A 13,507-nucleotide genomic window follows, 5' to 3' on the forward strand; every position below is an offset into this window, starting at 1 on the left:
CGACATCTCGAAGCGTGAAGAACGGCCGCGTCACGTGCGCCCGGATCCCGGAGACCTCAGCCGGTCGAGTGACCAGCGACCATAAACGCCAAGCTGAGTGCCCGGTCCCAGACCTGGAGCTCGTCCTCGCCGATGTACCTGATCTCGATGTCCTGGCCGGTCCGACCATGTGCGTCGTTGCCCATTCGGCCACCGTACGTCGGCCTTTCGGACCTCCGCACCAGGTTTTTTTTACCTGCTCTTTGACTACGCGGGGCCGTCGCCGCGGTCGGCACCGGCGGCGCCGGCGGGCGGGGCCGGCCCGCCGCACCGGCCACGATCCGGACCGGTCTCAGGGCCGGGTCACACGGGGGTCCGTACTGGACGGGTCGGCCGGGCGGACAGGTGCGGACGGCGGCGGTTCACTGATGCCCGGGGCGTGGGCGGGCGTCGTCGGAGCCGGGTCCGCCGGGCTTCGGGGCAGCAGCACCAGCAGGCACACGGCCACCACGGCGGCAGCCAGACCGAGCGCGGCGAAGGCCACCCGGCGTACCCGGCGCACTCCCCAACTGCGCTCCGGCACGGGCACTTCGGGGCGCAGGTCGCGGTACGTGACGAGCGCGGCGCGGGCGGCCAGCGCGGCGCGCAGCCGGTCCTCGGTCGCAGACCGGCGGTCTTCGGCATCCGGCCTCATCGGCTGGCCCCCAGTTTCTTCTCCAGGGCGTCCAGCGCGCGGCTCGCGGTGGACTTCACCGTGCCGCGCGACAGCCCGAGCGTCTGCGCGATCTGCGCCTCGGTCAGCTCCGACCAGTAGCGCAGCACCAGCACCTCGCGCTGGCGTCGCGTCAGTTGTGCCATGGCGTCGAGAACCTGCCGGTGCTCCTCGGCGAGCAGCAGGCCCTCGTCGACGGGTGGCCCGTAACCCTGGTGGGGCGGCGTGTAGGCACGCGCGGTGCGACGCCTGCGCAGCACGGAGCGGGCCGCGTTGACCACGGCGGTGTGCAGGTAGGCGCCGGGGTCCTGGAGCCCGTCCAACGAGGTGCCGTACGTGCGGCAGACGGCGGCGAAGGCGTCCTGGACGACGTCCTCGGCGGTGTGCAGGTCGTCCACCAGGAAGAGCGCGAGCCGCACCATGTCAAGTCGCCGTGCCCGGTACAGCTCGGGCAGGGTGGGTGGCGGCCCGCCGTCGTCCGGCGTACCGAGTGCCCGCAGCTGACGCCCCCGGACCGGCGCGCCCTCGGTCCGGGGCGGGCGGGGCACCCGGGACACCCGGGACAGCCAGGGCAGGCGGGAGAGCAGACCGGACCGCCAGGGCGGCGCTGCGGGGATGGCGTACTGCATGGGCCTCGATCCGTTGCGGGAGGGGCGGGCGGGCCTGCGAAGAGGCCGGCCCGCCCCGTGGTGCTGCCGCTGCTGCTACTTCTTGCCCCCGCTGCCCGGCTGGATCACCCGGGGCGCGTTCTCGGCCGGGCCGGACCCGGCACCGGGCTTGACCACCTCGGCCGGCTTGCCCGGCTCGACGACCTTCGGGCCACCGCCCGGCTCGACGACCTTCGGGCCACCGCCCGGCGTCGAGACGCCGGGCGCCGACTCGACCTTCGGGGCAGCGTCCCCGGACGTGGTGACCTTCGGCGCGGCGGGGGCCGGCTTCACGCCGGAGTCGGCCGCTGCCTGCGCGGCGAAGCCGCCGCCCAGCAGCAGCGCGACGCCGGTGACGACGGCCAGGACCCGGGGACGGGGACGGTAGTTCGACTTGGCGTGCACGGACATGGGACTCTCCCGAGGAAGTGACGGAAACACGGTCTGGAACAACAGCTGAAGGGCGCCTTCAACCCACCAGACGTGCGACACCCCCCGGGGTTGCGACCGCATCCGAGAAACCTCACCACGACCTGCTCTCCGGGGAGCGAACGCGCCCGGGCTCCGCCGGAGCCGACCGGGCCCGGAACCCCGGCCCCGGGCGAACGGTCCGCCGCCCGCCGTGTCGTCGCACCGGTTGCACCCACGGCCGTCGCAGGACCCCGTTGGAGACGAGGACGACGAGTTCCCGCCGCCGCCCCTGCTGCCCCCGTCGCGCCCCGAAGCCGCCGCAGTCCTCACCGGTCCGCTCTGCGCGGGCAAGCGCCGGCGGAAGCACTCACCACCTCCGCCGTACGGCCCGCCGACGACCCGGCGGCGGGGTTCGGGTACGGCCTCTCACCCATGTCGCGGCACGCACGGCGTGGGCCCGGAGTCGGCGGGGGCGGGACCTGGCCCGAGGACTCGTGGGATCGCCTACGGCCGGCCGTAGAAGTCCGGGCGACCCATGATCCAGAGGCTGGCCTGCTTGATCGCCGTACCGGGGCGCGGGGCCTCGATCATCTGGTCGTCACCGATGTAGATGGCCACGTGGTAGATGTCCGCGGCACGGCCGGTGTGCGTCCAGAACACCAGGTCACCCGGCCGGAGTTGGTGGTACCCGATCGGGGTGGACTCGGCGTACTGGGTGGCCGCGAAGTGGGTGAGCGGCTTGCCTCCCCGCTGCCAGGCCATCATGGTCAGCCCCGAGCAGTCGTACCCGTCCGGGCCCTCGCCGCCCCAGATGTACGGCAGTCCGATCCTGGAACGGGCGAAGGCGATGGCGGCCTCCGCACCCCCGGCCGACCAGGCGCTGTCGGCCGACGGGTTCGGCGCCGGGTCCGCGGCCTCGGCCGCCGCCCTGGCCTCCTCCTCCGCCGCGCGCGCGGCGACCGACTCCAGGGTCTCGCGCCGCTGCCGCTCCAGCTCGACGGTGGTGTTGCGGGCGGCGGCCAGCTCGGCGAGCAGGCGCTCACGGCGTTCGGCGATCTCGGCGACCCGTGCCTGCTGGGCGGCGAGCCTGCTCTGCGCCCGTTCCTCGGCCTCCCGTACGGCCTCGGTGGCGCGGACGGCGGCCTGCTCGGCCTCGTGGGCGGCGGCGGAGGTGCGGGTGGCGGCCGCGGCGGTGGCGGTGGCCGCGTCCAGGATCTCCCGGGTACGGGTGGCGGCCACGCCGACGGCGGTGGCCTGGTAACCGACGGCACGCAGGCCCTCGGAACCGAGCAGGGCGTTGATCGCGGAGAGCTCGGCACTGGCGCCCTGACGGTATGTCTCGGCCGCCAGCTGGGCGGCGCGTTCGGCCGCGTCGGTGCGGGCCGCCTCGGCCGCGGCGGCGCTCCGGGCGGCGGCGGCCGCGTCGGTTCGGGCCCTGGCCAGCCGCGCCTGCGCGCCGTCGTAGGTCTCCACCGCCTGCTCGGCGGCCCGGTCCGCGTCCGCGAGTTCGGCCTGCGCGGCGGCCAGCCCGGCTTCGATCGCCGCGCTGTCGCCGGCCTTCACGGTGGCGTCGTCCCGGGCCTGGGCGACGTCGTCGGCCGAGGGGTGGGGGTCGTCCGCAGGGACTGCCGGAAGGGGCAGCGCGGGGGCGGCGGCCGTGACGCTCGGCGCTGCGGCGGCCGTGGGCAGTATGCCGAGCAGGCCCGAGAGCGACAGCAGGAGCGTCGGCAGGAGTCTGCGTGCCACGGGCGGGCCCTCTCTCACGACATCTGACGATCCATCGATCCCATCACGTGACAAATCAGTCACTTACCGTAATGCTCTCAAACCTCGCAACGGACCGGCGCCAGCCCCACGCGTCCTGTCGGGTGAGATGTCGGACGTTCCGGCCCTGCGTCAGCTTCCGTTCGGTGAACGCCCGATGGGCGCCGGGCCCGCGGCCGGCCGAGCACCGGGCCCGCGGTCAGCGCCGGGGTGCCGGGTGGGGCAGCCGGGGGAACCGGGAGCGGCGGTGGAGGGCGCGCGTCTCCGGGCCGACGGCGCTCGGCGCAGCGTGCCTGCCGCCGGACGCGCTGAGCGCCCCGCCGGTGCGGCGGTCGCCGGCGGCCATCTTGCCGGCCCGGACCGGCAGGTGGACCGCGTAGCTGCGGCTGCGCCCGGCGCGCACCGTGCGGCGGCGCTGCTGGGCCCGCCCCTGCCGCTCCGGGTCGGTCGCGGTGGACGCGGCGACCGGCAGGGCCGCGGTGGACGGAGCGGCCGAGCGGCGGTCGGCCAGGCGGGCGGAGCGGCGGGCGAGGGACCGGGCCGCGTGCGCGTCGAGGTGGGCGGTGGCCCGGGCGGCCATGCGCTCGGCGACCCGGTGGGTGGCGACGTGGTGCGCCGGGACCTTGTCGGGCGCACCGGCGATCAGGTCGAAGAGCCAGGTGCGCGCACGGTCCGCGCGCTGGTGCAGCAGGCGCTCGCGCCGCAGCGCTCGCGCCTCCCGGCGCGGCCTGGCGGGGTACCACCAGCGGGCCCACGGGCTGTTCGGCCGGGCCAGCCTGATGGCGCCGATCCAGGAGAGACCGGGCACCAGCATGCCGAGCAGTCCGGTCCACATCTTGCCCTTGAGCAGAGCGGCGACCGAGACCAGGGCGTTCACCGCGATCACCGCGACCAGCCCCCACCGGCCCGAACCCGCGGGCGTGGTCTGGCCGGGGACCACCCCGAGCGGCACGTACCCGGTGAGCAGCAGGGCGGTGCCCAGGATGCCGAGGATGACGGCGTCCACGGACTTGCGTCCCTGCTCGCTCCAGTAGACGTCGTCCAGGTGCAGGATCAGCGCGAACTCGTCCAGCACCAGTCCGCAGCCGATCCCGAACGCGAGGCCGAACCAGTTGATCCAGGGGTGGCCGCCGTTGGTGGCGAACACCCCGATGCCGCCGACCAGCAGGAAGCCGAGCCCGAAGACCATGTGGTGGATGTGCAGGCCGCCCGGCGTGATGTTGCCGGGCCACCAGCGGACCTTGGCCCGGATCATCCGGACGCTGAACCTGATCATCACGAACGAGCAGATGAACCCGACCAGCAGCAGGAACAGCGGTTGCTTGTGCGCGGCGACGACGTGGGTGCGGTAACCGTCCAACAGCGTGCTGATCATGGGTGGCGGTGCCTTCGTTCCGTGCTGCTCCGGGTGTCGCCCGGCTAACGCGTGGTCAGAATCCCCGGGTGCGTTTGGCGGCACGGCGCGGCACCCTCAGTGCGGGCGCCAGGGGCTGCTCGACGCCCGGCCGCTTGAGGAAGAGCCGGGCGATCTCACCACCGAGGTTCACCCCGACGGCCAGTGCCAGCGCCAGCGCGGCGGCCCGGCCGACCGCGACCAGGCCGGAGACGGGCTCGTTCTGGGTGAAGGAGAGCATGCCGAGGTAGATCGCCGAACCGGGCATCAGCGGGCCGATCGCGGCCGTCACGTACGGCAGCGAGGAGGCGTTGCGGTAGCGGGCCATCAGCTGGCCGAACAGGCCGACCAGGCCCGCGGCGACACCGGTGGCCACGATCGGGGAGACGTCGGCGTTCTGGGTGAGCACACCGTAGGTGGACCAGCCCACGCAGCTGTTGAGGGCGACCAGCGGAAGGTTCCTGCGGCCGGTCTGGAGCAGCACGGCGAAGGCGACGGTCAGCACGATCGCGGCGAGCAGTTGCACCGGCGGGTGGCTGAAGCCGGCCAGGCTCTCGCTCGGGTTGAGCCGGGCGCCGAAGTTCAGCCCGAGATAGATGACCAGCATGACGCCGATGATGATGCCCGCGACCAGGTAGAGGACCTCCAGCAGCCGGGCGGCGGCGGTGATGTAGAAGCCGGTGAGGCCGTCCTGCACGGCGGCGACCAGGGCGCGGCCGGGCAGCAGCGCGAAGAGTCCACCGGTGATGACCACCGAGCCGCGCAGGCTGGAGTGGTAGAGCGAGAGGATGACGCCGGAGGTCGCGGCCGGCATCGCGGCGATCACGAACTGGTAGAACTCCGGCAGGCCGCGCCGGGCGATCAGCGAGGCCAGCCGGTCGCCGAGGATGGCGGCGACGAAGGCGTTGGCGAAGACCAGCCAGGCCCTGGCGTCCAGCCGTCCGCCGACCAGGAACGAGGCCGCACCGGCCAGCAGTCCGGTGGCCAGGGAGATCACCCAGGTCGGGTACGGGTGGCGGTTGCGGCGGATCTCGGCGAGGCGGCGGTAGGCGTCGTTGACCGAGATCTTCTCGGCGGTGATGTCCCCGACCAGCTTGTAGACGGCGGCGAGCCGGTTGTAGTCGGTGGTCCGGCGGCGGACCACCCGGTCCGCCGTGACCGGGGGCTCGACCAGCGACGGCTGGTGGGAGATCCCGATCAGGGTGAAGGTGACCTGCGGTTCGCAGTGGTCGAGCCCGTACGCGTGGGCGATGCCCAGCATCGCGGCCTCGACGTCCTCGGCGGCCTCGCCGGTGGCGAGCAGCAGTTCGGCGATCCGGAGCGTCAGGTCGAGGATGCGCGGGATGTTCTTGACCGCCGCCTCGGGCTTCTGCTCGCGCTGGGTGCGCTCGTAGGCGGGGCGCTCGGCCATGGGTGTGCGCAGCAGGGTGCGCATCCGGTCGGGCCAGGGTGCGGCGCCGGGGGCACCGGGGCTGAGGGTGGGTACGGTCAGGCCGGTGGGCAGGGCGTAGCCGACCGCGCGCCAGACCTCGGGGGTGAGGGTGTCCTCGGCGCCGCCCGTCGGCCGGGCTTCCTGCGGCTCGGGCTCACCGGGGCGCAGCAGCCCCTCGGTCTCGACCGGCGGCGGCGCGAGCGGGATGACGGTGGGCCGCTCGACGGGCGGCGCGGCGGAGCCGAGCAGGCCCTCGGTGGGTGGCGCCTCGCGCGGTGGTACCGGCTTCGGCGCCGGCCTCACCGCCCGCCCGCCCCTGACCTTCTTGCCGCCGCCCGATCGGCCCCGGCCCCGCTTAGGCACTACCACTCCTCGCCGCCCCCGGTGGCATCCTGCCACCGATGTGATCTTTTGTCCCACCTTGCCTGATCGAACGCGCGAACGCACATGTACGGAGCGGCACCCTCTGCTGCGGTCAGCCGACCAACTCGTCCACCCTCCGGCGCTCGGCCGCGCGGGCGGCCCGGCGGGCCCGCAGCAGTTCGACGACGACCGGCACCACCGACACCAGGACGATGGCGACCAGGATCGCCTCGATGTTGTCCCGGACGAAGGCCACCCGGCCGAGCGCGTGGCCGAGGACGGTGACGCCGCCGCCCCAGAGCACGCCGCCGATCACGTTGTGGACGACGAAGGTGCGGTAGTTCATCCGGCTCACGCCCGCGACGATCGGGGTGAAGGTGCGGACGATCGGGACGAACCTGGCCAGCACGATCGCCTTGGGGCCGTGCCGGTCGAAGAAGGCGCCCGCCTTCTCCACGTTCTCCTGCTTGAACCAGCGCGAGTCCGGACGCCGGAAGAGGCCGGGGCCCACCTTCCGCCCGAACAGATAGCCGACCTGGTCGCCGGCGACGGCCGCGACGACGACCAGCAGGCAGACCAGCCAGAGCGGCTGGTCGAGGTAGGTGCCGTCGGCGACCAGCAGGCCGGCCGTGAAGAGGAGCGAGTCACCGGGCAGGAAGAAGCCGATCAGCAGGCCGGACTCGGCGAACACGATCGCCAGGATGCCGAGCAGGCCGAAGGTGGAGATCAGGGTCGTGGGATCGAGCCAGGACGGGCCGAGGGAGAGGCTGGTCACGCGCTGGACTCCTGACGGACGGTACGGTCGGTATGACTTGTGCAATGGAATGGTAAAGCACTTGCCAAGAGATGGGTCAACGTCCTTGAGTTGACCGAAGGTTGACCATCTCGCGGGGGTGCCGTGACAGGCCGGAACTGTATGGTCTGCCCATGCCAATGCCCCCGAGGCCGCAGAGGACCCCGGCTCTTCCGGTCCTCCCCTACCGAAAGCCCACCCCAGGGCGGGACTACTGGGTGCTCGACAACGTGCTCCCCGACGTGGACGCCGTGCGGGCGCGCTGCCTGGCCAAGGACGACTGGACCGAGGGCTACCCGTACAAGCCCGAGACGTGGCCCGGGCTGCGCACCATGCCCGGGCTCGAACCGGAGGAACTCGCCCGGATCGAGCGGCAGGTGATGAAGGCGACCGGCGCGCGCAGGCTCTGGCAGGAGAGCGCCCCCGGCGGCGCCACCCTCAACCACAACTGCATCCAGGTGGTCGGCCGGGACGAGGGCGAGGTCCGCCCGCACACCGACTCGCGCGCGCTGTGCCGGTACGCCGCGGTGCTCTACCTCAACCCGGACGTGCCCAGGGACTGCGGCACCAGCTTCTACCGGCAGAACATGCCCGGCGGCACCCTCGGCGGCAACATGGTGACCGCCCCGCACACCAACCTGGTGGAGGCCCTGGGCACCCGCTTCGTCTCCCCCGACGCCTTCACCGAGGACGTCCGGGTGGCGAACAAGTACAACCGGCTGCTGCTCTACACCTCCAACATGATCCACAGCGCCACCGAGTACTGGGGCAGCACCCTGGAGGACAAGCGGATGACCGCCGTCTTCTTCTGGATGGCCTGACAGCGCCTCAGTGCCGCACGCCCCAGGAGCCCGTGGGGCGCGGGAACCGCTCGACCGGCCGGCGGCGAATCCGCGGACCCGGTCGCACGGCTCCCGCGCCCCCGGAGGCTCCCGCTCGCTCCGGGGCCGCGCTCAGAGGCCGTAGCGGTCGACGATCCCCTGGTGGCGGGCCACGTCGGCGCCCGCCGTCGCGGCCAGGTCGAGCCAGCTCAGCGGGTGCTCCCAGGCCGCCGTCAACCGGGTGAGCAGCGCGTCCGCCTCGATCGCCGAGGCGGTCGGCGGCACGCCGAGCGCGGCGTACACGCCGGGCAGCGCACCGTCCTGGTCCGCCGGGTCGGTGATCGTGTACTCGCCGTTGCTGTACGCCCAGAGGCCGTAGCCCGCCTCGCCGAGAGCATCGCGCAGCGCGTCCCAGGCCGCGCTGCCCGGCCAGCCGCCGTCCAGCCAGTAGGTGGTGTAGCCGGCCGGGTCGAGCAGGGTGAGCAGTTCGAAGGCGGGCCGCCAGCCCTCGCCGGACTCGCCCTCGGCGGGCGGCTCGTTGAGCAGCGCGGGAGCGAAGACCACGGTGTCCCGGTGGTTGAGCGGCAGCTCCTCGCCGAGCACCGGCAGGATCCGTGCGGTGGCCGGACCGGTACGGACCGCGGGGAGTTCGGCGGTGGAGCCGTTGGTCCTGGTCGCCCGGACCGTGACCAGCTGCCACTCCTCGTCGACCGGACCGCTGCCGCTCTCGAACTCGATCCCGAGCCGGGCGCCGACCGACCGCACGGCCGCCCAGTCCCGGTTCGCCGTGGCGGCGGTTATCAGGTGCCAGAGGTCCGGCTGCTGGACCGTCCGGTACTGCTCGTCGGGCGGGGTGCCCTCGGCGAGCAGCGCGTGCTCCAGCAGCTCCTGGTAGAGCCGCTGGGCGGTGGCGTGGTCGCCGAGCCTGGTCGCGGCGGCGGCGGCCAGCCGGCGCGGGTTGATCCGGGAAGGGTCCTCGGCGAGCAGGGCGGCGCAGTGCTCGCCGACCTCCGCCCAGCGGCCCTCGGCGGCGGCCCAGCGCGCCCGCGTCCAGTGGGCGTCCGCCGGGCTGCCGGGCATCAGGCGGTCGGCCAGCCGCTTCACGCCCTCGCCGTCACCGGCCTCGATCAGCACCCCGGCGAGCATGTGGACCAGGTGCTCGTGCTCGTGGTCCTGCTCCAGTGCGGCCCAGAGCAGTTCGGCGGCGGCAGCGGTGTGCCCCAGACCGCCCAGCGCACCGGCCAGGTTAAGCACCAGGTCGGTCGCCGACGCGGCGGCCTCCCGGCCGTCCGAGGGCGCCCCGGCGGTCGGCCCGGCGGCCGGCTCCGCGGTCGCCTCCGCATGGGCGGCGGCGAGCAGGTCGGCGGCGTGCTCGGTCGGGACCTCGTGCCCGGCCAGCCAGTCGAGCAGTTCGCCGGCGGGCACCGGGAGCGGCGGGACGGGCAGCGCCTCGGCCTCGGCCCGCACCGCGGCGACCTGCTCGGCGACCCCGTCGGTGCGCCGCAGTCGGGTCAGCTTGCGCTCACCGGTGGCCGCCAGCGTCAGGGCCACCGTGCGGGCACCGCGCCGGACCGCGAGCCGACCCGCGATCAGCAGCAGGTCGAGGCAGGGCCGGTGGGAACCGGCGGTGTCCAGGTAGCCGACCCAGTGGGCCAGGCGGGCGCCGAGGCCGGCGTCGTTCGAGTAGGCGCCGGCAGCGGTCAGCGACTCCACCGCGGTGGCCCAGCGGTGACGGATGTCCGGGTAGCGCTCGGCCTCCTCGGCGCTCGGGAGCTGCTCCAGGGCGAGCTCGGTGCGGCCGAGGGCGGCGAGCATGACCGCGCGGCCGACGGCCAGCTTGCGCCGGTCGTCGTCGTCCGGCTTGTGGCGGGCCGAGACCTGGGCGAGCTCGGCGGCGTCGTAGGCCGCCAGGGCGTCCTGGTAACGGCCGAGCCGGTACAGCGCGGAGGCGCGGCTGTGGCCGAAGGAGAGCGAGACCTGCTGGCCCGCGGCCTTGATCCGGGACTGCGCGCGGTCGAGGTGGACCAGGGCCTCCTCGGCGCGGCCGTCGTCCTCCAGGGTGTCGGCGTACTCGCGGGAGAGGCAGTCGAAGCAGGCGCGGGCGGGCTCGACCCGCTCCAGCGTCTCCTCCAGCACGGCGAGCCGCTCGGTGACGTACCCGGGCCCGTCGATGTTGGCGTGGCAGATGGTGAAGTCCTGCACGGCGCAGACGGACTGCGGGCAGCTCGCGGTCTCCTCGCGGTGCGCGAACTCCAGCAGCGAGACCGCCTCGGCCATCGCGGCCTCGCCCTGGTGACGCTTGTTCAGCAGGTTCTGCAGCCGCCAGTGGCGCAGGAAGACCTCGACCCAGGGCAGGCCGAGCGCGCGGGCGGAGGCGACGGCCTCCGGGTACATCGCGTCGAGCCGGTCGTTGCGGCCCTCGACGGCGTGCCCGGCGATCTCCGCGAGCGCGGTGGCCAGCCGGTGCTGGCCGGAATCCACCAGATCGCCGTGGACGTCGTGGACCCAGGCCCAGATGTCGGTGCTCATCCGGTCTCCTCCCCCTGCGGCGCGTCGTGCCGATCGCTTCCGGACAGTGTGTCCGGCACCACTGACAGTCCCTCCGGCACGGCCGCGGTGAGCGCCGCCACGGCGGTGCCGACACCCGCCAGGGCCACCGTCAGGTCGCCGGCCGGGGAGCCGGAGGCCGCCGCCATGATGACCTTCAGCGAGCGCAGCAGCCCGGCCGCCGTGGTGCTGCCGGTGTGCCCGGTGCGGTAGGCGGTGAGCAGCCGGTCGACGGCGGGCGAGGCGAGGTTGAGGTAGAGCCTGGCCTTGACGGTGCCGTCGGTCTTCGCGGTGAAGGCGCGGGCGAGCCGGAGCGCGGCGGACGGGATGCGGGCGTCCGCTTGGTCGTCCTCGATCCTGGCCTTGAGCTCGGCCTCCCGGTCGGGGACCAGGACGAGCGGCAGGCCCGGCGGGTCGAAGCGGGCGGGGACCAGCTGTTCGCCCGGGTCGGCGAGGGCGGCCCCGAGCCAGGCGGCCTCCTCGGCGGGCAGCGGCTGCTCGGGGTCGCGGAACAGCTCGCGGTTGCCGCTCTCGCTGCCGAGCTCGACGATCCGGCAGCCGCGCAGCTGGGCGTAGCGGCGCAGGAACGGCAGCACGGCGTACCGGTCGCCGCGGGCGATCGGCACCTGCATGGCCCGGTAGAGCATCTCCTCGAAGCCGCCGCCGCTGCCGAGTGCGACGTGCACCGCGCCGTCGCCGGCCGCGCGCAGCGCACCGGCCGTCAGGTCGCCCTGCGAGGTCGGGACGGGGACGTCGTCGGCGAGCAGGGTGAACAGCCGGTCGTCGCAGAGCGCGGCGCCGAGCAGGTCCTGGCCGTGCCGGGCGAGGATCCGGCGCCAGGCGGCCGGGTGCAGCCGGGCGGTCTCGTACAGACCGTCCACGACGGCGTCGGCGAGGGCCAGTTGGAGCGCGCGGTAGTGGTCGTCGCGCTGGAGGTCCTCGCGGCTGGCGGTCGGGGTGAGGCGGGTGGACTCGATGACGCCGCCGATGAACCCGGCCCAGCCGGGCAGCAGGTCGCGGGCGTCCTCGGAGAGCAGCATGCCGCGCAGGTAGACCGACAGGTCGCGGTTGTCGGTGCTGCCGTAGGTGCCGCCGTCCTGGACCCAGAGCAGACCGACGGCGTCGGTCGAGCCCTCGACGGGGGTGACCGGGAAGGCGGTGAGCGGCTCGAAGCGGCGGCCGAAGGCGGTGGCGAAGCGCATCCGGGCGGCGTACCGGTCCCCCGGCACCTCGTGCCGCCAGGGCACGGGGACGTCGTTGACCGGCGTCCGGTCCTCGCCGACGTGGACCGGGACGGGCAGCAGCACGCAGTACCGGCCGAGCGCCTCGCGCAGCGCGTACTCGTCGGCGAGGTGGGCGTGTTCGGGCTTGAGCAGCAACTCGACGACGGTGCCGGGGACGGGGCGCGGGGCGACCCGCTCGACGCTGTACTGCTCGCCGCCGCGGCTGCGGTAGCGGTGGCCGGTGCCGGGCTCCCGGTGCGAGGTGGTGGTGACGGTGACCTCCTCGGCCACCGAGAAGGCGGAGAGGAAGCCCAGGCCGAAGGCGCCGATCAGGCTCTGGTCCCCGGTGACCTCGCGGAGCAGCCGGGTGTAGCCGGTGCCGACGGTGGCCAGGTAGGAGTGGATCTCGGGTTCGGTGAGTCCGGCGCCGGTGTCCTCGATGGCGACGGTGCGCCGCTCGGCGTCACCGCGGACCCGGATCACCGCCTCGGCGGTGCTGTCGGGGTCCTCCAGCCTGCGGCGGGTGTGCGAGTCGTGGGCGTTCTGGACGAGTTCGCGCAGCGCGACCAGGGGGGTGGAGTACAGGTGGGTGGCGAGCACGCCGACCAGGCCGCCGAGGTCGACCTCGGTCGTACGCAGATCGCGATCAGGCTGCCGCCCGGACTGGAGACCTTCAGACATGAGGCCCCAGTCTGCCAGTACGACAATCCTTCGACCACCGTTTTCAGCTGCTATTCATGCGACGTGAACCGGTCAACTCATCGTTGACGCAACAGTGCCTCGTGGCCGCCCCCGCCGGGAGGGGGGAGATTGCGGATTTCCGCTGGAATTCCGGGGTTTCACCACCCGCTCGGACCGGCCGGGGACCACTGCGCGACATTCCGTCCGGATGACACGAACGGGGGAACCGGCCGGTGATCCATTGAAGTCAATCGGCTGATCGGGGAATGCTTGTCATGCGACGTCAGGAACCGGCGCTTTGGGGGCGGCCACCCCGTCGGCGCCACAATTCGCACCAGTCAGCAGGGAGACCACCGTGTCCCGTATTCGCGCAGCCGCTGTCGCCACCACCCTCGGCGCGTTCCTCCTCGCCGGAATCGGCACCGCCCAGGCGGACAACGGCGCCGGCGCCGAGCACCACTCCAACGGCAGCGTGGTGAGCAACGTCGGCTCCGGCAACGTCGTCGGCAGCGTCGACGGCAACGGCAACGGGAGCCAGCAGTCCGCCACCGGTTCGGGCGGCGGCAACCAGAACAACAGCCTCGGCGTCGCCGGGAACGCAGGTGCCGTCGGCGGCCTCCAGGGCAACGGCGACCTGGCGCACCACGTGTACCACCCCTTCGTCCTCGACTGAGCCGACCCCGTGCCACTGAGTGAGTGACCGGGCGGGCCCCTCCCTTCCACGGGGGCCCGCCCTTCCCC

General features: G+C 73.7%; 12 protein-coding genes. 2 read left to right on the forward strand and 10 right to left on the reverse strand.

All coding sequences use genetic code 11. The annotated features are described in order from the left end of the window. Positions 1–56 precede the first annotated feature (56 nt). From ACFC1R_RS23105 to ACFC1R_RS23140, 8 genes are all read right to left on the reverse strand, one after another. Entirely contained in the window at positions 57–185 is a 129-nt protein-coding gene (locus ACFC1R_RS23105; protein ID WP_375941466.1) for a hypothetical protein, read from the reverse strand. A 146-nt stretch (positions 186–331) separates the two neighbouring features. Further along, positions 332–673, reverse strand: coding sequence for a hypothetical protein (locus ACFC1R_RS23110; RefSeq protein WP_375941468.1), 342 nt, complete (start codon positions 671–673; stop codon positions 332–334). Continuing rightward, positions 670–1,320, reverse strand: a complete 651-nt coding sequence (locus ACFC1R_RS23115) for an RNA polymerase sigma factor (protein WP_375941470.1) — start codon at positions 1,318–1,320, stop codon at positions 670–672. Before ACFC1R_RS23115 ends, ACFC1R_RS23110 begins: the two co-directional genes overlap by 4 nt. A gap of 75 nt (positions 1,321–1,395) precedes the next feature. Next, on the reverse strand, positions 1,396–1,749 hold the full coding sequence (locus ACFC1R_RS23120) for a hypothetical protein (protein ID WP_375941472.1): 354 nt from the start codon (positions 1,747–1,749) through the stop codon (positions 1,396–1,398). Positions 1,750–2,253: 504 nt separating this feature from the next. Next, positions 2,254–3,495: a C40 family peptidase gene (locus tag ACFC1R_RS23125; protein WP_375941474.1), complete on the reverse strand. Its 1,242-nt coding sequence runs from the start codon at positions 3,493–3,495 to the stop codon at positions 2,254–2,256. Positions 3,496–3,712: 217 nt separating this feature from the next. Then, positions 3,713–4,888 carry a hypothetical protein gene (locus tag ACFC1R_RS23130; protein WP_375941476.1) on the reverse strand — a complete coding sequence of 392 codons (1,176 nt, stop codon included), beginning with the start codon at positions 4,886–4,888 and terminating at the stop codon, positions 3,713–3,715. 55 nt (positions 4,889–4,943) lie between these two features. After that, complete coding sequence (locus ACFC1R_RS23135) at positions 4,944–6,701, reverse strand: threonine/serine exporter family protein (RefSeq protein ID WP_375941478.1); 1,758 nt, start codon at positions 6,699–6,701, stop codon at positions 4,944–4,946. Between the two features lie 112 nt (positions 6,702–6,813). Further along, a complete protein-coding gene (locus ACFC1R_RS23140) occupies positions 6,814–7,476 on the reverse strand; it encodes a DedA family protein (RefSeq protein WP_375941480.1) in 663 nt (220 codons plus the stop codon). 158 nt (positions 7,477–7,634) lie between these two features. On the opposite strand from ACFC1R_RS23140, the gene ACFC1R_RS23145 reads away from it, so the two are divergent. Continuing rightward, complete coding sequence (locus ACFC1R_RS23145; protein WP_375941599.1) at positions 7,635–8,315, forward strand: DUF6445 family protein; 681 nt, start codon at positions 7,635–7,637, stop codon at positions 8,313–8,315. Between the two features lie 132 nt (positions 8,316–8,447). Here the strand turns inward: ACFC1R_RS23145 and ACFC1R_RS23150 are convergent, their stop codons facing one another. Next, positions 8,448–10,844, reverse strand: a complete 2,397-nt coding sequence (locus ACFC1R_RS23150) for a hypothetical protein (RefSeq protein WP_375941482.1) — start codon at positions 10,842–10,844, stop codon at positions 8,448–8,450. Continuing rightward, positions 10,841–12,766 carry an ATP-binding protein gene (locus tag ACFC1R_RS23155; RefSeq protein ID WP_375941484.1) on the reverse strand — a complete coding sequence of 642 codons (1,926 nt, stop codon included), beginning with the start codon at positions 12,764–12,766 and terminating at the stop codon, positions 10,841–10,843. The genes ACFC1R_RS23150 and ACFC1R_RS23155 overlap by 4 nt, the downstream gene beginning before the upstream one ends. Positions 12,767–13,121: 355 nt before the next feature. Between ACFC1R_RS23155 and ACFC1R_RS23160 the strand changes: the two genes are divergently transcribed. Next, positions 13,122–13,439, forward strand: coding sequence for a hypothetical protein (locus ACFC1R_RS23160; RefSeq protein WP_375941486.1), 318 nt, complete (start codon positions 13,122–13,124; stop codon positions 13,437–13,439). Positions 13,440–13,507: the final 68 nt, after the last annotated feature.

It is taken from the genome of Kitasatospora sp. NPDC056138 (genome assembly GCF_042264695.1).
GTDB lineage: Bacteria > Actinomycetota > Actinomycetes > Streptomycetales > Streptomycetaceae > Kitasatospora.